Below are 17,136 nucleotides of genomic sequence, written 5' to 3' on the forward strand. Positions count from 1 at the left end.
CACGCGACGCCTTCCTAACGTGGCTCTCACCGCACCGCCCCTCCCGCCTCCCGGAGCCCCGACCGATGACCAAGTTCCTGCTGTCCCTCCACGTCCTGGCCGCCATCCTCGCCATCGGCCCCGTCACCGTCGCGGCCAGCATGTTCCCGGCTGCCGTCCGCCGGGCGGCGGTGGCCCTGCCCGTGGGCGGGGGCACAGAAGGGACCGAGACCGGTGCCGGGGACACCGTCGGCATCGGCAACGTCCGGCTGCTGCACCGCGTCTGCCGGGTCTACGCCGGTCTCGGCGTCGCGGTACCGCTCCTCGGGCTCGCCACCGCCTTGGCGATGGGTGTGCTGGGGGACGCGTGGCTCATCGCGTCCATCACCCTCACCGCGGCCGCGGCGGGCATCCTGCTCGCCCTCGTCCTGCCGCGGCAGGAGGAACTGCTGGAGGACCTGACCGGCCGGCGGCCCGTCGAGCGTGCCGGGACGGCCCGGCTGGCGATGTTCACCGGCCTGTTCAACCTGCTGTGGGCCACCGTGACGGTGCTCATGATCGTCCGGCCGGGTTCCACGACCGGCGCCTGAGCGGCCGTCACCTTCGGACATGTGCGCACCACCGGGTGGGCGGACGCCTAGACTGCTCAGTCGCGCCTCCGTACGGGGGCGGACGACACGAAAGGCACGTTGACGGGTGTTCCAGGATTCCCCCATCTACGACCGACTCGTCGCCGAACGCGGTGACGTCCCCGAGCAGGTGCGAAGGGATGCCGAGCGCGTGAGCAGGGAGCTGGAGGTGGTCATGCGCCCGTTGCGGACGCCCGGTCACCTGCCCGGTGCCGAACGGCAGCCGTCCCCGGGCGCGGGCTGGCAGCGCACCGCCCTGCTGCCCGGCCCCCGCCCGAGCTGACGGGCGGCCGCGGCCTCACCCGACGGCCGCGGTGTCCGGGCCGCCCGCGTCCACCGGCTCCCCGGAAGCGGGGCGGGCCAGCCACTCGGCGATGGTGCGGGCGATCGGCTGACCCGTGTCCACCTCGACGAAGCCGAACTGCCCCGACTGGTTGCACTCCAGGAACCACCAGGTGCCGTCGCCGTCCTCGGCGAAGTCGAAGGCACCGTAGGCGAGGCGCGCCGCGCGGAGATAGGCGCGGACGGCCTCGGCGACGAGCGGCGGCACCTCGACGGGCCGCCACGGCTCGGGGGACGCCGTGAAGCGGACGTCGACGACCTCGGCGGGGTCCGGGCACGCCAGGGCCGCCTTCCGCGCGGCCAGCAGCTCCTCGCCGACGGCGGTGAGCCGGATGTCGGCGCGCTTGGCGACCCGGCGTTGCAGCAGCGTCGGGCCGTGGGCGACTGCGGAGAAGTCGGCCTCGGGCGGAACCCGACTGGTCGGCACCGCCAGGGGCGGATCCTGCGGGTGTGCGCCCGAGACGGGCTTGACCACCAGGTCCGGATAGCGCTCGGCGAACTCGCGCGCGGCGCGCGGAAACGTCGTGATCAGGGTCGCCGGCACCGGCAGCCCGCACCGCTGGGCCAGGCGCAGCTGCCAGGGCTTGTGCCGGGCCCGGTGCGCGGCGTCCGGATCGTTCATCCAGCGCGCCCCGCAGTCGCGGAGCATGCCGTACAGCGCCTGCCCGGACTCCTCGGTCAGCCACGCGGAGGGCTCGGCGGCCCGCGCGGCCGCACCGCCCGGCCTGCGCACCCAGACGGACCGCAGCCCGCCGATGCTCACCAGTCGGCCCCCCGAGGACAGATGGCCCCGGAAGGAGCCGTGCACGAACTCGCCGGAGAGAGCGACGGAACCGGTGAGATCGGCGGGGTCCAGGCGGACCACCGGTACTCCCGACGCGTTCAGGTGGACGACCACCATGTCCGCGGTGACGTCCTCGTCACAGGTCAGGATCAGAACGGTCATGTGCGACGGCCCGTGTTCAGTCGTCGAAGTGAGTCTTCGACCCCGCGGTGGAGGTCGTGGTCCCGAGCTCTCTCAGCAGCGCGTGGTCACCTGCGGCCACCCGCCCGTCCAGGAGCACGTTCAACTGCAGCCCGGAGTCGTAGACGTAGGGAGTTGTCGCTTCCAACTCCACTGCGGGCCGTGCGTAGTTGAGCGCGAACGGTTGCATCGTCTCTCCCTAGTCGGTGCTGCGCCGATCAGACGACGGCCCGGTCACGGCGTCGCCTGGTCCGCCGACTTCCTTCGGCTTCCAGAGACTTATACGAATCGAACGGGTGATTGGTTTCCTTACGCAGCGTAGTCATTGGGCGGACCGGCGTCCCGCCGCCGGTCCTCGGCGCCCCGCCGGCCGCCGAGAGGGCCGCGCGCGGAGCGCAGCGCGAGGAGCAGCACGCCCACGTCGTCCAGGTAGACCGGGTCCGGCAGGAGGTCCGCCGGCAGCACCAGGTAGAGGACGGCGCCCCAGAAGACCCACCGCGGACCGGTGGGCAGCCCCGCCCGTTCCAGATCCCGCCGGGTGCGGACCAGCCGCACCAGCACGGCCACCGCCGTCGCGAGGACCGCCACCGCGAGCGTCACCGCCGCGATGATCACCACTGTGGTCGTGTCCACCCCGCCCCCTCCTCATGGTGTGCGGCAGACGCCCTGCCTTGCGGATGCCCGTTCGCAAGGCAGGCAAGTCCCCGGCGGCCGGTCTCTCATCCCTGTGGCCCACTCCGGTGGCACGCCGGGGCGGACGTGCTTAGTAATGGTCAGCAGTCAGCACACAGCGCGTGTCGCATGTCGGGGACGCAGGGCGGCCGCACCCCCACCACACGGAGAGATCATGACCACCGGATCTTCCTCACCCCGTTCGCCCGAATACGCCATATCCGCCGTGGACCTGCCCACGGGGGAGACGACCACGGCCACCGGCACGTACCCGGTGCGTGCGCCGGGCGCGCGACCCGGCTCCGGGACGCCGGCCGGCCGCACCTCGGCCGCGCGCTCGCCCGCCCCCGGGGAACCGGCCCACCGGGAGCCCGACTCCGCCCCGCAGGAGCCCGTCCCGCAGCCCGCTCCCCGAGGCCCCGCGCGCGAGGAGGCCGCCGCGCCCGCCGGGAGGAGCTTTGCCGAGGAGCCGGCCGCCGACCGGCCCTCCCCGCAGGCCCACTCCCCGCAGGCCCCCTTCGATCAGGACGCCTTCGACCCCGACGTACTCGACCGGGAAGTGTTCGACCAGGACGCCGCCCAGGACGACGGCATGCGCGACGACGGCATGCGCGACGACGTCATGCCCGACGAGCCGGTACGCGAGTACGGCGACCCCGTCGGCGACCTGGTGCGCGCCGCCGTGGCCGACCGGCCGCTGGAGGAGGTCGTCGACCTCATCACGATGCTGGAGGGGTCCGCCCAGTACGCGCAGGCCACGATCGACGCGCTCCGCGCGGTCGGCGTGAACCGCTCGGTGGAGGACGTCACCCGGCTGGTCGGCCTGCTGACGCGGCCCCCGCGCAACCCGGACAGCGCGGACGAGGCGATCCGGGCCGCGGCGGAGTGCCGCTCCGTGGAGGACGTCACCCGGCTGATGGAACTGCTCCACCGCACGCCCCTGGAACCGCACTGCGGCCAGGAGGCCGTACGGGCCGCCGCCACCGGCCGCCCCGTCGAGGAACTGGTGCAGCTCATCGGCCGCCTGGCCGAGGACGGACGGGTACGCCCGGACCGGCCCGACGCCCGGCACCTGCGGGCGGCCCTGGACGGCGACGGCGACGGCCACCGCGAGGACGAGGAGCCGCCCGCCCGGCCGGCCGGACTGGCCGGTGTGTTCGCGGCGGGGGACCGCCGGGGCCGCGAACGCCGCCGGACCGCCCGCCCGGCCCGCCGGGGACGCGACCACGACGAGGCACGCGCCACCCGCGACCGCGGCCGGGACCGCGACCCCGGCGCGGAACCCGCGCGGCGCGACCGTGCCGCCCGCCGGGCCGACCGGGGCCCCGCCTGGCCCGTGTGGCTCACCGTAGCCGTCCTCGCCGGGTGCGGCGTCGCCTACTTCCCGCTCCACCAGAACGACGCCTCGGCCCGCGCCTACGGAGTCGCCCTCGGCCTGTCCGCGCTCTGCCTGCTGCTGGCGCTGCTGCTGACCGTGCGGCCCGCCGTGCCGCTGCTCGCCGCGGCCGTCGTCGCACCGGCGGCGCTGGCCGCGGCCAAGCTCTACGGCGGTGCCACCCCCTCGTCGCGGGTGTCCCGGGCAGTGGACCTCACCCTGGCGCCCACCCGGATCGCCGTCGCGGTCGCCGTACTCGCGTCACTGGTCGCGCTGACCGCCCTGTGCGTACGGGTTGCCTCGCAGGTGCCCGCCAGGCGCCGTCCGGCCGGCCCGATGCCCCGGGCGAGCCGCCTCGCGGACTGACCGGACGGCCACCGCTCAACCACCCCCCGCACACATCCGTGGCCCGCGCCGGCACCCGGCGCGGGCCACGGGCCGTGCGCTCACACGCCCAGCATGCCCGCGGGGTGCTCGTGCTCCAGCAGGGCGGTGAGCACCCGGTGCGGAGTGAGCGGGAGTTCCCGGAAGCGGATGCCGGTGGCGTGGTGGACGGCGTTGCCGACGGCGGCCGCCGAGCCGACGATGCCGATCTCACCGATCCCCTTGCTGCCCATCGGGTTGAGGTGGGCGTCCTCCTCGTCGACCCAGTACGCCTGGACGTCCGCCACGTCGGCGTGCGCGGGCACGTGGTAGGAGGCCAGGTCGGACTCGGTGAAGTCGCCGAACGCCGGGTCCACCGTGCTGTCCTCGGTCAGCGCCATGCCCAGCCCCATCGTCATGCCGCCGACGAACTGGGAGCGGGCGGTACGGGCGTTGAGGATGCGCCCCGCCGCGAACACCCCCAGCAGCCGCGTCACCCGCACCTCACCGGTGACCGTGTCCACGGTGACCTCGGCGAAGTGCGCGCCGAACGCGTGCCGCGCGTACGGGCTCTCGGCGTCCGCGGTGCCGGAGGTGTCGGCGTCGGCGGTGACGCCCTCGTCGGGCAGCGGCCCCGAGTGCCCGTCGAGCCGGCCGAGCAGCCGGACACACGCCTCGTGCACGGCCCACCCCCACGAGGCGGTGCCGGAGGAGCCGCCGGCCATCGGCGCGAACCCGATGCCGCTGTCGGCGACTTCGATGCGCACCCGGTCCAGCGGCACGCCGAGGGCGTCGGCCGCGATCTGCGCGCAGACCGTTCGGGCGCCGGTGCCGATGTCGGTGGCGTTGACCCGGACCAGGAAGCCGCCGTCGGGCAGCGCCCGCGCCGAGGCCGTGCACGGCGACACCAGCACCGGGTACGTGGCCGCGGCCACCCCGCTGCCGATCAGCAGCGGCCCGGCGGCGCGGGACCCCGGGCGCGGATCACGGTCCTGCCAGCCGAAGCGGCGGGCGCCCTCGCGCAGGCACTCCACCAGGTTCCGGCTGCTGAAGGGCTTGCCGCTGTCCGGTTCGGTCTCCGGCTCGTTGCGGATCCGCAGCTCCACCGGGTCGATGCCGAGCTCGGTGGCCAGTTCGTCCATCGCGGACTCCAGCGCGTACATGCCGGGGCATTCGCCGGGGGCGCGCATCCAGGACGGTGTGGGCACGTCCAGCCGGGTGACGCGGTGCGCGGTGCGCAGGGCGGGCGCGGCGTACATGACCCGGGCGGGGACGGCCGCCTGCTCCACGAACTCCTTCACCCGGGAGGTGTGCGTCGTCACCTCGTGCGTCAGGGAGGTGAGCCGGCCGTCGGCGCCGGCGCCGAGCCGCAGCCGGTGCAGGGTCGGCGCGCGGTGTCCCACGACGGCCGGCAGGTAGCGGCGCGGCAGCGCCACCGTGACCGGCCGTCCGGTCACCCGCGCCGCCATCGCGGCCAGCACCACGTCGGGGCGGGGCGTGCCCTTGGACCCGAAGCCGCCGCCCACGTGCTCGGCGAGGACCGTGACCCGGTCCCCGGGCAGCTCGAACATCCGGGCCAGTTCCGCGCGTACGGCGGTGGTGCCCTGGCTGGAGGAGTGCGCGGTCAGCCGGCCGTCCTCCCACCACGCCGTGCTGGTGTGCGGCTCCATCGGGTGGTTGTGCAGCGGCGGGACCCGGTACTCGACGTCCAGCCGGGTCCCCGACGACGCGAACGCGGCTTCGGCGTCCCCGTGTTCCGTGACGGCCGGGAACCCGCCGTTGGCCGAGTCGGGGACGTACGCCTCCGGATGGCCGGCGGTGAGCGTCACGTCGTGCTCCTCCGCCTCGTACGTGACCCGCACCGCCGCGGCGCCGGCCCGCGCCGCCTCCAGCGTCTCGCCGACCACCAGGCCCACGAACCAGCCCCGGTGCGGGACGTGCGGGCTCTGCAGCACGGCCAGGGTGGGGTCCTCCGGATCGGCGAGCCGGGGCGCGTTCTCGTGCGTGAGCACCGCGAGCACGCCGGGCAGCGCGAGCGCGGGCGCGGTGTCGACGCCGGTCACCCGGCCCCGCGCCACGGCGGCCGGCACCGGCCAGGCCTGTGCCCGGCCGGGGACGTCGTACTCGGCGGCGTACCGGGCGGTGCCGGTGACCTTCTCCCGCCCCTCCCGGCGCTCGGCCGGAGCGCCCAGGACGGTTTCGGTGCCGGTCATGGGGGTCCTCCTCGTGGACGCCGGTTCAGGTGGTGGCGGGCGGCGCGAGCCGGTCCAGTACGTCCAGGGCCAGCCGGCGGGCCAGCGGCACCTTGTAGGCGTTGTCCCGCAGCGGTTCGGCGGCGGCAAGTTCCAGGTCGACGGCGTGCTCGAAGGCCGCCGTGGTGGGCGCCGCGCCCACCAGCGCGTCCTCGGCCCGCCGAGCCCGCCAGGGCCGGTGCGCCAGCGCCCCGAAGGCGATCCCGGCGCGGTCCACCACCCCGTCCGCCATGTGCAGGACGACGGCGACGGAGGCCAGGGCGAAGGCGTACGACGCCCGGTCCCGCGCCTTGCGGTACGCCGAGGGCAGCCCGGCGGTGGCGGCGGGCAGGACCACGCCGGTGATCAGCTCGCCGGGGTGGATCTCCGTGTCCCGCTCGGGGTGCGTGCCGGGCAGGCGGTGGAAGTCGGCGGCGGGCACGCTCCGGGTGCCGTCGGGGCCGTGCAGCTCCACCCGGGCGTCGAGGGCGGCGAGCGCCACCGCCATGTCCGACGGGTGGGTGGCGATGCACTGCTCGGAGTGGCCGAGCACCGCGTGGTCGCGGTGCACGCCCTGGAGGGCGCCGCAACCCGTGCCGGGCTCCCGCTTGTTGCAGGGCTTGGACAGGTCCTGGAAGTAGGGGCAGCGGGTGCGCTGCAACAGGTTGCCGCCCGTGGTGGCGGCGTTGCGCAACTGCCCCGAGGCGCCCGCCAGCAGCGCCTGGGACAGCGCGGGGTAGCGGTCGCGGACGGCGGGATGGGCCGCGAGGTCGCTGTTGCGCACCATGGCCCCGGCCCGCAGCGAACCGTCGGGCAGTTCCTCCACGGTGTCCAGCGGCAGCCGGGTGACGTCGACGAGGGCGGCGGGCGTCTCCACGCCGAGCTTCATCAGGTCGACGAGGTTGGTGCCGCCGCCGAGGTAGCGGGCGCCGGGGTGGGCGGCGAACGCGTCGGTGGCCTCCTCGACGCTGCCGGCCCGTACGTAGGCGAAGGGCTGCACTCAGATCACGTCCTCGACCGCGTCGGCGATGCGCGGGTAGGCCCCGCACCGGCAGATGTTGCCGCTCAGCCGCTCCCGGATCTCCTCGCGGCCCAGCGGGACGGGCTCGCCGGAGGGGGCCTGCGGGTCGGTGACGTGGGACGGGTGCCCGGCAGCCGCCTCGGCGAGCACGCCCACCGCGGAGCAGATCTGTCCCGGCGTGCAGTACCCGCACTGGAAGGCGTCGCGGTCCAGGAAGGCCCGCTGCATCGGGTGCAGTTCCTCGCCGTCCCCGGCGAGGCCCTCGACGGTGGTGATCTCGCAGCCGTCCAGGGCGACGGCGAACAGCAGGCAGCTGTTGACGCGCCGCCCGTCCACGAGGACCGTGCAGGCGCCGCACTGCCCGTGGTCGCAGCCCTTCTTGGCACCCGCGAGACCGAGGTCCTCCCGCAGCAGGTCCAGCAGTACGCGGCGGTGGTCGACGGTGAGGGTGTGCGGTTTGCCGTTGACGCGGAGCGTGGTGTCCGACCGGGACGTCGGTGGCGGGGAGGCGGGGGCGGTGCCCTCGTGCTGGCTGTCCATGGCGTCGGTGACCTTCCGGGACGGGCCGTACGGCTGTGCGGTCCGCGTATCCACCTCCCGTCGCCTGACACGTGAGGGTGCCCTCAGTCAGCCGCCGGAGTCGCCCGGGGCGCCCTTCTCGCCGTCCTGGCCGGGAGGAGCCGTACGGCGTGACCGGCCGGTGCCCCGGAACCGTTCCAGCGTGCGGGTCAGCCCCCGGAACGGGGACGCGGGCGGCTCGGACGGCGCCCGCCCGGCCGGCAGGCCGCCGGCGGACTCCCGGTAGGCGGCCAGGGCCTCGGCCGCGCTCTCGGCCGCCTCCCGGTAGAGGTCCCGGGACTGCGTCATGGCCTCCAGGGCCTCGGCGTACATCGCCACGAGCTTGCGCTCGCGCTCCAGTTCCTCGGCCATGGTCAGCAGCCGCCAGTCCTCCCGCAGGGCGGCGAGGGCCTCCTGGGCGTCGGCCGTCAGCGGCCGCGCCAGGGCGTCGAACGACGTCACGGCGGCGATCAGGCCGGCCGGTTCGGACCCGTCCAGGAAGACGGTGCGCACGGAGAAGTCCCCGGCCTCCCAGCCGTCCGGGGCCGGGGTGCCGGGCAGCACCGCGGCACCGCCGCGCGGCACCTGGACGCCGAAGTCCTCCAGCGCCCAGTTCACCACCCGCAGCTGCTGGGGTGCGGCGCGGTGCTCGACCACGCGGTGCCGCAGGCCCGGCGGCAGCCGGTCCGCCAGCGGTACCCGGCCCCGGTGGTCCGGGGTCATCGCCTCGTGCACGACGACGTGGATGTTCCACGGACTGCGCCCGGCCTCCTTGAGCAGCCTGCGTACCGCCTTGTCGTCGTCCGGGAGGGTGTTGATGCCCCGCAGCCGCAGACCCGTGGCGATGTCCCGGTCCCAGGTGACGTCCGGGTCGTCTGGCCAGAACACGGTGGCGGGGGAGGGCCAGGCGTTGTCCCAGGCCGCCTCGGCCTCCGCCAGCAGCGTCCACTCCTGCCCGCCGGCCGAAGGGGGCGCCAGGGTCAGCCTGGCCCGCACGGTGACGGGACCCGGGGCCTTCCAGCGGGCCTCGAAGACCCGGACACCGGCACTCCGCTCCGGGGGCTCGTCGGGCAGCTCCAGGAAGTCGTCGACGACCTGGCCGTCCCTCATCCGCTGGAGGTGGTCCCGGACGGTGTCCTCGGCCGCGGATCCGACGTGGCGGCCGCGGGCGGACCACAGCGTGGGCGGAGTCGAGGGGAGGGCGGCGGAAGAGGTCGGCATGAGTCCATCGGGAAGCAGGGGCACGGACAGAGGCAAGTATCGTCGCCGCAGGTCAGCCGAGAGCACTCGGGGTCCGCCGACCGGGCGGGGCGAGGGGCGGCGCGCGGTGGCGCCGGCGGGTCCCGGGTGCGCCGTGCGCGAGAGTGGGCGGGAGCACGAGGACCGACCGTACGGCATGAAAGGGAGCGACCTGATGAACCTCGACCTCGGCGGGCGGACCGCACTGGTGACGGGCTCCTCGCAGGGCATCGGCGCGGCGATCGCCGCCGGTCTGGCCCGGGCCGGTGCCACGGTGGGCGTCAACGGACGCGACGCCGGCCGCCTGGAGGAGAGCGTGACGGGACTGCGGGCCGAGGTGCCGGACGGCGCGTTCGTGCCGGTGGCGGCCGACCTCGGCACCGAGGAGGGCGCCGAGCGGGCCCTGGAGACGCTGCCCGACGTGGACATCCTCGTGAACAACCTCGGCGTCTTCGGCGCCGTTCCCGCGCTGGAGATCAGCGACGCCGAGTGGCGCCGCTACTTCGAGATCAACGTCCTCGCGGGCGTCAGGCTGACGCGCGCCCATCTCCCCCGGATGAGGGAACGGGGCTGGGGCCGGGTGCTGTACATCGCGAGTGACTCGGCCGTCGTGATCCCGGCCGAGATGATCCACTACGGGGTCTCCAAGACGGCCCTGCTCGCGGTGGGCCGCGGCTTCGCCAAGGAGGCGGCCGGCAGCGGCGTCACCGTCAACTCCGTCATCGCGGGGCCGACCCGCACCGAGGGCGTGGAGGACTTCGTGTACCAGCTCGTCGACCGGGACCTCCCCTGGGACGAGGCCCAGCGCGCCTTCATGCGTGAACACCGCCCGCAGTCGCTGCTCCAGCGGCTGATCGAGCCCGAGGAGATCGCCAACCTCGTGGTGTACCTGAGCTCGCCCCAGGCCTCCGCCACCACGGGAGCGGCCGTCCGCGTCGACGGCGGATACGTCGACTCGATCCTGCCGTAGGCCGGGCGGGCGTCACTCGTCCGGCGACGCGCGCCGTCGGTCGGCCTCGTCCCATGCCCGCGTGTCGCGGGGCTCGACGTAGGGCTCCTCGTCCGGCGGATGGCCGCCGTCGATCACCCGTTGCCTCGCCAGCTCGGCGTCGAACTCCAGGCCGAACAGGATGGCCAGGTTCGTCACCCACAGCCACACCAGGAAGATGATGACGCCCGCCAGGGTGCCGTAGGTCTTGTTGTACGAGCCGAAGTTCGCCACGTAGAAGGCGAAGCCCGCGGAGGCCACCAGCCAGATCAGCAGCGCGAGCAGGCTGCCCGGCGTGACCCACTTGAAGCCCCTGCCCCGGGCGTTGGGGGTGGCCCAGTACAGGATCGCGATCATCGAGGTGACGAGCAGGACGAGCACGGGCCACTTGGCGTACGTCCACACCGTCATCGCGGTGTCGCCGACACCGAGCGCGGTGCCCGCCTGCTGGGCCAGGCTGCCGGTGAAGACGACGATGAGCGCGCTGACCACGGCGAGCACCAGCAGCACCACGGTCAGCGCCACCCGCAGCGGCAGCACCTTCCACACGGGGCGTCCCTCGGGCACGTCGTACACCGCGTTCGCGGCGCGGATGAACGCGGCCACGTAGCCGGACGCCGACCAGATCGCGCCGACCAGGCCGACCACCGCCAGCACGGACCCCAGACCGGCCTTGGCCTGCAGCTGTTCCACCGCGTTGGTGATGACGTCCCGCGCGGCGCCGGGCGCGAGCTTCTGGATGTTGTCCAGGACCTCCTGGGTGGCCGACTGCCCGGCGATCCCCAGCAGGGAGACCAGCACCAGCAGGGCCGGGAAGAGCGAAAGGATGCCGTAGTAGGTGAGGGCGGCGGCGCGGTCGGTCAGCTCGTCGTCCTTGAACTCGGAGACCACGCGCCGCAGCAGCGCGGACCACGAGCGTTTCGGCAGTCCGGTGGGGGAGTCCGGCGCGGCACGCTCGGTGGCGGCGTCCGGACCGTAGTCCCCGGACCCGGTCCGGTCCGGCGCGCGGTCCGCGTCCGCGGTGCCGTCGTTGGCATGTGCCCCGCGACGGGGGAGGTGAGGTCGGTCCATGGCCCCCGGGTTGCCCGCCACGCCGTACCCAAGCACTGGAGCACCCGTGTGCGGGAAACGTGCCGGGCGCGCGGCCCGCACCCGAGGCCGGCCCCGTTCACCCGTGGTCCGCCACGGCGCGCCGCCCTCACCATGGCCCTCGCGGACAGGCCCGCCCACCATCCGCACCGGGGCGGGCCTGCCCGCGCGATGCCCCTCCGCCGGGCCGCCGCACGGCCAAACACCGCAGTATGCCGCAGCGCGCGCACGTTCCTCTGGAAAATGCCAAAGCGCTCACCGGATGCGTGCACTTTCCGTAGTCTCGGCGTCACGTTCGCGGTACAGCCGTGCAGGGGAGGGGATCCGGCGTGCCCGGAATCGACGAGAGTCTGGTGGAAGCCATGCGGCTGCCCGGTGTGCGGGGCGCGTCGCTGGTCGACTGGATCAGCGGACTCGCCCTGGGTGCCGTCGGCGACGCGCCGGGCGGTGACTGGGAGGCGACCGCGGCGGAGACCGCCGAACTGGCCCGACACGTCGCGGAGCACGGCTCCCTGGGCGCCGGCGGCGCCGCCGGGCCGAACAAGGAACCGGCGGTCGAGGACCTGATCGCCACCACCGCCGACTCCTACCACCTGCTCCGCTTCGTCAGTACCCCCTTCGACAGCACCGTCTTCCTCCACCTGTGGCTGGACCGGGGCGACGGAAACCTCGCCCTGGCCCGCATCCGGCTGGCCGAGATGGCGGACCGTCTGGTGCTCGGGTGACGAGGGCGACCGGAGTGACGACCACGTGGACCGCGCACGAGACGACGTCGGCGGCGCTGCGGGCGCTCGCGGCCGAGGGAGCGACCGGTGCCCTCTCCGGCGAGCGGGGCATCGTCTACCTGTCGGCGGGCCGCGTCGTGCAGGTGGAGTCCGCCTTCACCCCGGACCTCGGGGCGCTGCTCACCCGCAGTGGCGCCGTCGCCCCGGACGGCTGGTGGGACGCGGTCGACCGGGGCAGAACCCAGCACCGGGTCGGACACCGGCTGGTGGACAGCGGCCGGCTCGCCGCCGGGGCGCTGGAGGTCTGCCACCTGGGCGCGCTGTTCGACGCCGCCTACTTCGTCCTCGCCCACGACACGCGCGCCCACCGCTTCCGTCCCGGCGCCGTGCACTGGCTCGGCGCGGTCCGGTCCGTGCCCGTGGACGTCGTGGTCCGCGAGACCGGACGCCGGCGCGCCCTGCTGGACCGCATCTGGCCGGACGCCGCCATCGACACCGCCCCCCTCACCCGGGTGCCCGACGCCCGCGCCGCGGCTCTGCCGGTGCGGCGCAGCCGGGCCCTGACGCAGGTCGACGGCGTCCGCACGGCCGCCGAGATCGCCTCGGCGCTCGCCTGCCGCACGTACCACACCCTCGTCGAACTGCGCCGCCTGGCCGCCGCCGGTCTCGTCGCCCCGGCGCCACCCGCGCCCGCACCGTCGCGCCCGGCGGCCGACCCGGGCAGGGGCGTGTGGGACGACCCGGACACCGCCCTGCTGCGCCGGCTCCGAGACGCCCTGGAGGCCCTGTGATCCGCGCGCGCCGTCAGCGTGCCGAAAGGAGACTGCTCATGGCCGTCGAGAGCGACGTGCTGGACGAACTGCACCGCCTGCGAGGCCGCGTGCCCCAGCTGACCGGCTCACTCGCGGCCACGGTCGACGGGCTCGTCCTGGCCCACGACGCACCGGGGACCGAACCCGAGGGGCTCGCCGCGCTCACCGCCGCCGCCCTCGGCGTCGCGCACCGCATGGCCGAGGCCACCGCGCGCGGCGGCTTCCGCGAGCTGCTGCTGCGCGGCGCGGACGGCTACGTCGCCACCTACGCCGCCGGTCCGGCCGCCGTGCTCACCCTGCTCGCCGACGGCCGGGTCAACGTGGGCCGGCTGCATCTGGAGGGCCGGCGCAGCGGCGCGCGGATCGGGGAGCTGGTCGCCGACCGCGTCGGCCAGGACCGCGCCCGCACCGCGCCCGCCAAGCACGTCACCCCCGCGGCCGCGGAGACGGACCGCCCCATCGGGACCCTGCCGGTACGCACCCCGCAGCGGCCCGCGCACCGACCCAGCCCGCAGGCCGGCGGCCACCGCCGGCCGACCTGATCAACCGATCACGTACCGAATCACGCACCGATCCCGCACCGATCACGTCCGGAAAGGAACCACGCATGGCCAACCTGGAGACCTCACTCAAGGAATGCCTCAGCGTTATCGACGGCGCGTCGGCCGCCGCCCTGGTCGACTACACCAGCGGCATGGCCCTCGGCACCCTGGGCGGCACCAAGGAGTTCAATCTGGAGGTGGCCGCCGCCGGCAACACCGACGTCGTGCGCGCCAAGCTCCGCACCATGGAACTCCTCGGCCTGAAGGAGGAGATCGAGGACATCCTGATCACCCTGAACAGCCAGTACCACCTGATCCGCCTGCTCAAGGGCCGCGGCGGCAACGGGCTGTTCCTCTACCTGGTGCTCGACGCGAGCCGCGCCAACCTGGCGATGGCCCGCCACCAGCTGCGCCGGATCGAGGGCGAACTGGAGGTCTGAGCCCGGGCGCGCGGCGCACCCGGACCGACGGGCGTGGGCCCGGGACGAGAGCACTCCCCTCGTCCCGGGCCCACGCCCGCGCGCTCCCGGACGGCTCAGGCGCCGCTCTCCCGGAGCATGTCCTCACGCTCGACGAGCTTCACGCGCTCGCGGCCCTGCGGCTCGCCCAGCGCCTTCTCCGCGGCGTCGAGCCTGTACCAGCCGTCCCAGGTGGTGAAGCGGACGTTCCGCTCGGCGAGGAAGGTGTCCACCGCCTCCGGCTCCGGCGCGGCGGGCGTCTGCAGCCGACCGCCCGCGTAGTCCGCCAGCAGGTTGGCGACCGTCTCGTTGGCGTCGCCCTTGGTGTGGCCGATCAGGCCGACCGGGCCGCGCCGGATCCAGCCGGTGACGTACGTCGACTGCAGGTGCTCGCCGGACTCCTGGATGACGCGTCCGCCCTCGTCCGGGACCGTGCCCGAGTCGATGTCCCAGGGCAGCTTGGGCAGCTGGTCGGAGAGGTAGCCCACGGCCCGGTAGACGGCCTGGACGTCCCAGTCCTTGAACTCGCCGGTGCCCTTGACATTGCCGGTGCCGTCCAGCGCGGTGCGCTCGGTGCGCAGGCCGACGACCTTGCCGTCCTCGCCGAGGATCTCCGAGGGCGACTCGAAGAAGTGCAGGAACAGCTTGTGCGGCCGGTCGCCGACGTCGCGGATCGCCCAGTTCTCGAGCGTCTTGGCGACCATGTCGGCCTGCTTGTTGCCGCGCCGGGTGGCGATCGAGCCGTCGTCGTAGTCGATGTCCTCGGGGTCGACGATGACCTCGATGTTGGGGGAGTGGTCCAGCTCGCGCAGCTCCATCGGGCTGAACTTCGCCTGCGCCGGGCCGCGGCGGCCGAAGACGTGGACCTCGAGCGCCTTGTTGGCCTTCAGGCCCTCGTAGACGTTCGGCGGGATCTCGGTCGGCAGCAGCTCGTCGGCCGTCTTGGCGAGGACCCGCGCGATGTCGAGGGCCACGTTGCCGACACCGAGGACGGCGACCTTCTCCGCCTCCAGCGGCCAGGTGCGCGGGAAGTCGGGGTGGCCGTCGTACCAGGCGACGAACTCGGCGGCACCGTAGGAGCCGTCGAGGTCGATGCCGGGGATCGGCAGCGCCCGGTCGGCCGTGGCGCCCGTGGCGAAGATCACGCCGTCGTAGAAGGCGCGCAGGTCGTCCAGGCTGATGTCGGTCGGGTAGTCGACGTTGCCGAAGAGACGGATCTGCGGCTTGTCGAGCACCTGGTGCAGGGCCGTGATGATGCCCTTGATCCGCGGGTGGTCGGGCGCGACGCCGTACCGGATCAGTCCGAACGGGGCGGGCATGCGCTCGAAGATGTCGATGGACACACCGGGGTCGGCGGCCACCTCGGACTTGAGCAGGGCGTCGGCGGCGTAGATCCCGGCCGGGCCGGATCCGACGATGGCTACCCGCAGAGGGCGGGGCATGTTCAGGTTCCCTTCGAGCGGTGACAGATCGACTCTTGGGGAAGCCTAAGCTAAGGCAAGCCTAAGTCGGTACGCGGGTCCGGTCTATGGGCCCATAAGTCGATCTTATGGGATGTCATGGCCTGACTTTGCCCCGGGCTCCGGGCCGGGGTTTGAACCCCCGGTCACGGGTGACCAAGGCGTGAGGCAGGCGATCGCGTCCACCTCACGAGGGGAGCCCCCGGTGCACCGTCCGGACGACCGCCCGGATCCGAACCGGTGGCGGGCCCTGTGGGTGACGCTGGTCGCCGGCTTCATGACCCTGCTGGACGTCACGATCGTCGCGGTCGCCCTGCCGTCCATGCAACGGGACCTGCACGCCTCGGCGGCGTCGGTGCAGTGGGTCGTGTCCGGCTACGCCCTCGCGTTCGCCCTGACGCTGGTCACCGCCGGCCGGGTCGGCGACACGTTCGGCAGGCGCCGCGTCTTCCTCGTCGCCCTGGCCGCCTTCGTCGTCTTCAGCGCCGCGGCCGGGGCCGCGCCGGGCATCGAACTCCTGGTCGTCGCGCGGCTCGCCCAGGGGGTCGCCGCGGGCAGCATCGCGCCGCAGAACTCGGCGCTCATCCAGCAACTGTTCCGGGGCGCGGAGCGCGGCCGCGCCTTCGGGCTGTTCGGTGCCACCGTCGGTGTCTCCAGCGCGGTGGGGCCGGTCGTCGGCGGACTGATCCTGGCCCTGGCGGGCTCCGGCGGCTGGCGCTGGATCTTCTACGTCAACGTGCCGCTCGGCGCCCTGGCCCTCGTGCTCGGCCTCCGCCTCCTGCCCCGGGTCGCCCCCGGTGGCCGGGGGCGGCTGGACCCCGTGGGAGTGGCACTCCTGGGCGCCGGCATCCTGGCCCTGATGCTGCCGCTGGTGCTCGCCGAGGGCGGCGGGGTCGCCAGGGTGTGGTGGCTGTTCCCGGTGGGGCTGGTCCTCCTGGCCGCCTTCGCGCGCTGGGAACGGCGGGTCGCCCGCCACGGCGGCGAGCCGCTGCTCGATCCCGGCCTGCTCACCGAGACCCGCGGCTACGCCACCGGCGCGGGTCTGGCCGCCCTGTACTTCGTCGGGTTCAGCGGCGTGTGGCTGGTCTTCGCGCTCTTCTTCCAGAACGGCCTCGGCTACTCGCCGCTCATGTCCGGCCTGGCGGTGACCCCGTTCGCCGTGGGTTCCGCCGCCGCCGCGGCCGTGGCGGGCCGGCTGGTCGAGCGGCTGGGACGGCTGCTGACGGTCTGGGGGCTGGTGGCCGTCATGGCGGGGCTGGGCACCACCGCCGTGGTGCTGTGGCTCACGCCCTCCGACCGGGCCGTGTGGTTCGCGGCGCCGGCCCTGCTGGTCGGAGGCCTGGGCAGCGGCTGCGTGATCTCCCCGAACATCACCATGACGCTGCGGGACGTGCCGGTGCGGATGGCGGGCGCGGCCGGGGGCGCCCTCCAGACGGGCCAGCGACTGGGCGGCGCCGTCGGCACCGCCGCGCTGCCGGGGCTGTTCTACCTGACGCTGAACGCCACCCACGACTACCACCAGGCCGTGGCCCTGTCGGTCGGCTCCGGTGTCGTCGCCATGCTGTGCGCGCTGACCGTCGCGGTCCTCGACTGGCGGCGGGACCGCGCGGGCCGCGCCGGACGCTGCCCGCCCGAGCGGTCCCACAGCCACACCCACGCGGGCCAGGGCTGAGGCGCCGCCCCGGTGGA

At 74.4% G+C, this 17,136-nt stretch carries 18 protein-coding genes; 9 read left to right on the plus strand and 9 right to left on the minus strand.

Going from position 1 to position 17,136, the window contains the following annotated elements; genetic code table 11:
• Window positions 1–65: 65 nt before the first annotated feature.
• On the plus strand, window positions 66–569 hold the full coding sequence (locus M6G08_RS22840) for a hypothetical protein (RefSeq protein ID WP_272589025.1): 504 nt from the start codon (window positions 66–68) through the stop codon (window positions 567–569).
• 106 nt (window positions 570–675) lie between these two features.
• Entirely contained in the window at window positions 676–891 is a 216-nt protein-coding gene (locus tag M6G08_RS22845; RefSeq protein ID WP_272589026.1) for a hypothetical protein, read from the plus strand.
• Window positions 892–906: 15 nt separating this feature from the next.
• Here M6G08_RS22845 and tgmB read toward each other — a convergent pair whose 3' ends face one another.
• The 3 genes from tgmB to M6G08_RS22860 form a co-directional block, all read right to left on the minus strand.
• The gene (gene tgmB, locus M6G08_RS22850) at window positions 907–1,896 is read right to left on the minus strand and encodes an ATP-grasp ribosomal peptide maturase (RefSeq protein WP_272589027.1); all 990 of its coding nucleotides are present in this window, start codon (window positions 1,894–1,896) and stop codon (window positions 907–909) included.
• A 16-nt stretch (window positions 1,897–1,912) separates the two neighbouring features.
• Entirely contained in the window at window positions 1,913–2,104 is a 192-nt protein-coding gene (tgmA, locus tag M6G08_RS22855; RefSeq protein ID WP_073728776.1) for a putative ATP-grasp-modified RiPP, read from the minus strand.
• Between the two features lie 119 nt (window positions 2,105–2,223).
• Window positions 2,224–2,547, minus strand: a complete 324-nt coding sequence (locus M6G08_RS22860; protein ID WP_272589028.1) for a DUF1232 domain-containing protein — start codon at window positions 2,545–2,547, stop codon at window positions 2,224–2,226.
• Window positions 2,548–2,761: 214 nt separating this feature from the next.
• On the opposite strand from M6G08_RS22860, the gene M6G08_RS22865 reads away from it, so the two are divergent.
• Window positions 2,762–4,327, plus strand: a complete 1,566-nt coding sequence (locus M6G08_RS22865; RefSeq protein ID WP_272589029.1) for a hypothetical protein — start codon at window positions 2,762–2,764, stop codon at window positions 4,325–4,327.
• A gap of 80 nt (window positions 4,328–4,407) precedes the next feature.
• Here M6G08_RS22865 and M6G08_RS22870 read toward each other — a convergent pair whose 3' ends face one another.
• From M6G08_RS22870 to M6G08_RS22885, 4 genes are all read right to left on the minus strand, one after another.
• A complete protein-coding gene (locus M6G08_RS22870) occupies window positions 4,408–6,537 on the minus strand; it encodes a xanthine dehydrogenase family protein molybdopterin-binding subunit (protein WP_272589030.1) in 2,130 nt (709 codons plus the stop codon).
• A 25-nt stretch (window positions 6,538–6,562) separates the two neighbouring features.
• Window positions 6,563–7,555 carry an FAD binding domain-containing protein gene (locus M6G08_RS22875; protein ID WP_272589031.1) on the minus strand — a complete coding sequence of 331 codons (993 nt, stop codon included), beginning with the start codon at window positions 7,553–7,555 and terminating at the stop codon, window positions 6,563–6,565.
• Window positions 7,556–8,116: a (2Fe-2S)-binding protein gene (locus M6G08_RS22880; protein WP_272589032.1), complete on the minus strand. Its 561-nt coding sequence runs from the start codon at window positions 8,114–8,116 to the stop codon at window positions 7,556–7,558.
• Window positions 8,117–8,203: 87 nt separating this feature from the next.
• On the minus strand, window positions 8,204–9,355 hold the full coding sequence (locus M6G08_RS22885; RefSeq protein WP_272589033.1) for a hypothetical protein: 1,152 nt from the start codon (window positions 9,353–9,355) through the stop codon (window positions 8,204–8,206).
• Between the two features lie 193 nt (window positions 9,356–9,548).
• On the opposite strand from M6G08_RS22885, the gene M6G08_RS22890 reads away from it, so the two are divergent.
• Complete coding sequence (locus M6G08_RS22890; RefSeq protein WP_272589034.1) at window positions 9,549–10,343, plus strand: SDR family NAD(P)-dependent oxidoreductase; 795 nt, start codon at window positions 9,549–9,551, stop codon at window positions 10,341–10,343.
• 12 nt (window positions 10,344–10,355) lie between these two features.
• Here the strand turns inward: M6G08_RS22890 and M6G08_RS22895 are convergent, their stop codons facing one another.
• On the minus strand, window positions 10,356–11,432 hold the full coding sequence (locus M6G08_RS22895; RefSeq protein WP_272589035.1) for a YihY/virulence factor BrkB family protein: 1,077 nt from the start codon (window positions 11,430–11,432) through the stop codon (window positions 10,356–10,358).
• Window positions 11,433–11,779: 347 nt separating this feature from the next.
• Between M6G08_RS22895 and M6G08_RS22900 the strand changes: the two genes are divergently transcribed.
• The 4 genes from M6G08_RS22900 to M6G08_RS22915 all read left to right on the plus strand — a co-directional run bounded on the left by M6G08_RS22900 (window position 11,780) and on the right by M6G08_RS22915 (window position 13,969).
• Window positions 11,780–12,175 (plus strand): hypothetical protein, encoded by a 396-nt coding sequence (locus M6G08_RS22900; protein ID WP_272589036.1) that lies wholly within the window; start codon window positions 11,780–11,782, stop codon window positions 12,173–12,175.
• Window positions 12,176–12,189: 14 nt separating this feature from the next.
• Window positions 12,190–12,966 (plus strand): hypothetical protein, encoded by a 777-nt coding sequence (locus M6G08_RS22905; protein ID WP_272589037.1) that lies wholly within the window; start codon window positions 12,190–12,192, stop codon window positions 12,964–12,966.
• Window positions 12,967–13,004: 38 nt separating this feature from the next.
• The gene (locus tag M6G08_RS22910; RefSeq protein WP_272589038.1) at window positions 13,005–13,529 is read left to right on the plus strand and encodes a roadblock/LC7 domain-containing protein; all 525 of its coding nucleotides are present in this window, start codon (window positions 13,005–13,007) and stop codon (window positions 13,527–13,529) included.
• A 65-nt stretch (window positions 13,530–13,594) separates the two neighbouring features.
• Window positions 13,595–13,969, plus strand: a complete 375-nt coding sequence (locus M6G08_RS22915; protein WP_272589039.1) for a hypothetical protein — start codon at window positions 13,595–13,597, stop codon at window positions 13,967–13,969.
• 95 nt (window positions 13,970–14,064) lie between these two features.
• Here the strand turns inward: M6G08_RS22915 and M6G08_RS22920 are convergent, their stop codons facing one another.
• The gene (locus M6G08_RS22920; protein ID WP_272589040.1) at window positions 14,065–15,429 is read right to left on the minus strand and encodes an FAD-dependent oxidoreductase; all 1,365 of its coding nucleotides are present in this window, start codon (window positions 15,427–15,429) and stop codon (window positions 14,065–14,067) included.
• Between the two features lie 223 nt (window positions 15,430–15,652).
• On the opposite strand from M6G08_RS22920, the gene M6G08_RS22925 reads away from it, so the two are divergent.
• The gene (locus M6G08_RS22925) at window positions 15,653–17,119 is read left to right on the plus strand and encodes an MFS transporter (RefSeq protein ID WP_272589041.1); all 1,467 of its coding nucleotides are present in this window, start codon (window positions 15,653–15,655) and stop codon (window positions 17,117–17,119) included.
• Window positions 17,120–17,136: the final 17 nt, after the last annotated feature.

This window comes from Streptomyces sp. M92 (assembly GCF_028473745.1).
Classification (GTDB): Bacteria; Actinomycetota; Actinomycetes; order Streptomycetales; family Streptomycetaceae; genus Streptomyces.

Excerpts from the sequence above, each read along its gene's own strand:
- M6G08_RS22840 (WP_272589025.1), top strand. The coding sequence starts at position 66 with ATGACCAAGTTCCTGCTGTCCCTCCACGTCCTGGCCGCCATCCTCGCC.
- tgmB (WP_272589027.1), bottom strand. The coding sequence starts at position 1,896 with ATGACCGTTCTGATCCTGACCTGTGACGAGGACGTCACCGCGGACATG.
- tgmA (WP_073728776.1), bottom strand. The coding sequence starts at position 2,104 with ATGCAACCGTTCGCGCTCAACTACGCACGGCCCGCAGTGGAGTTGGAA.
- M6G08_RS22865 (WP_272589029.1), top strand. The coding sequence starts at position 2,762 with ATGACCACCGGATCTTCCTCACCCCGTTCGCCCGAATACGCCATATCC.
- M6G08_RS22870 (WP_272589030.1), bottom strand. The coding sequence starts at position 6,537 with ATGACCGGCACCGAAACCGTCCTGGGCGCTCCGGCCGAGCGCCGGGAG.
- M6G08_RS22880 (WP_272589032.1), bottom strand. The coding sequence starts at position 8,116 with ATGGACAGCCAGCACGAGGGCACCGCCCCCGCCTCCCCGCCACCGACG.
- M6G08_RS22885 (WP_272589033.1), bottom strand. The coding sequence starts at position 9,355 with ATGCCGACCTCTTCCGCCGCCCTCCCCTCGACTCCGCCCACGCTGTGG.
- M6G08_RS22890 (WP_272589034.1), top strand. The coding sequence starts at position 9,549 with ATGAACCTCGACCTCGGCGGGCGGACCGCACTGGTGACGGGCTCCTCG.
- M6G08_RS22895 (WP_272589035.1), bottom strand. The coding sequence starts at position 11,432 with ATGGACCGACCTCACCTCCCCCGTCGCGGGGCACATGCCAACGACGGC.
- M6G08_RS22910 (WP_272589038.1), top strand. The coding sequence starts at position 13,005 with ATGGCCGTCGAGAGCGACGTGCTGGACGAACTGCACCGCCTGCGAGGC.
- M6G08_RS22915 (WP_272589039.1), top strand. The coding sequence starts at position 13,595 with ATGGCCAACCTGGAGACCTCACTCAAGGAATGCCTCAGCGTTATCGAC.
- M6G08_RS22920 (WP_272589040.1), bottom strand. The coding sequence starts at position 15,429 with ATGCCCCGCCCTCTGCGGGTAGCCATCGTCGGATCCGGCCCGGCCGGG.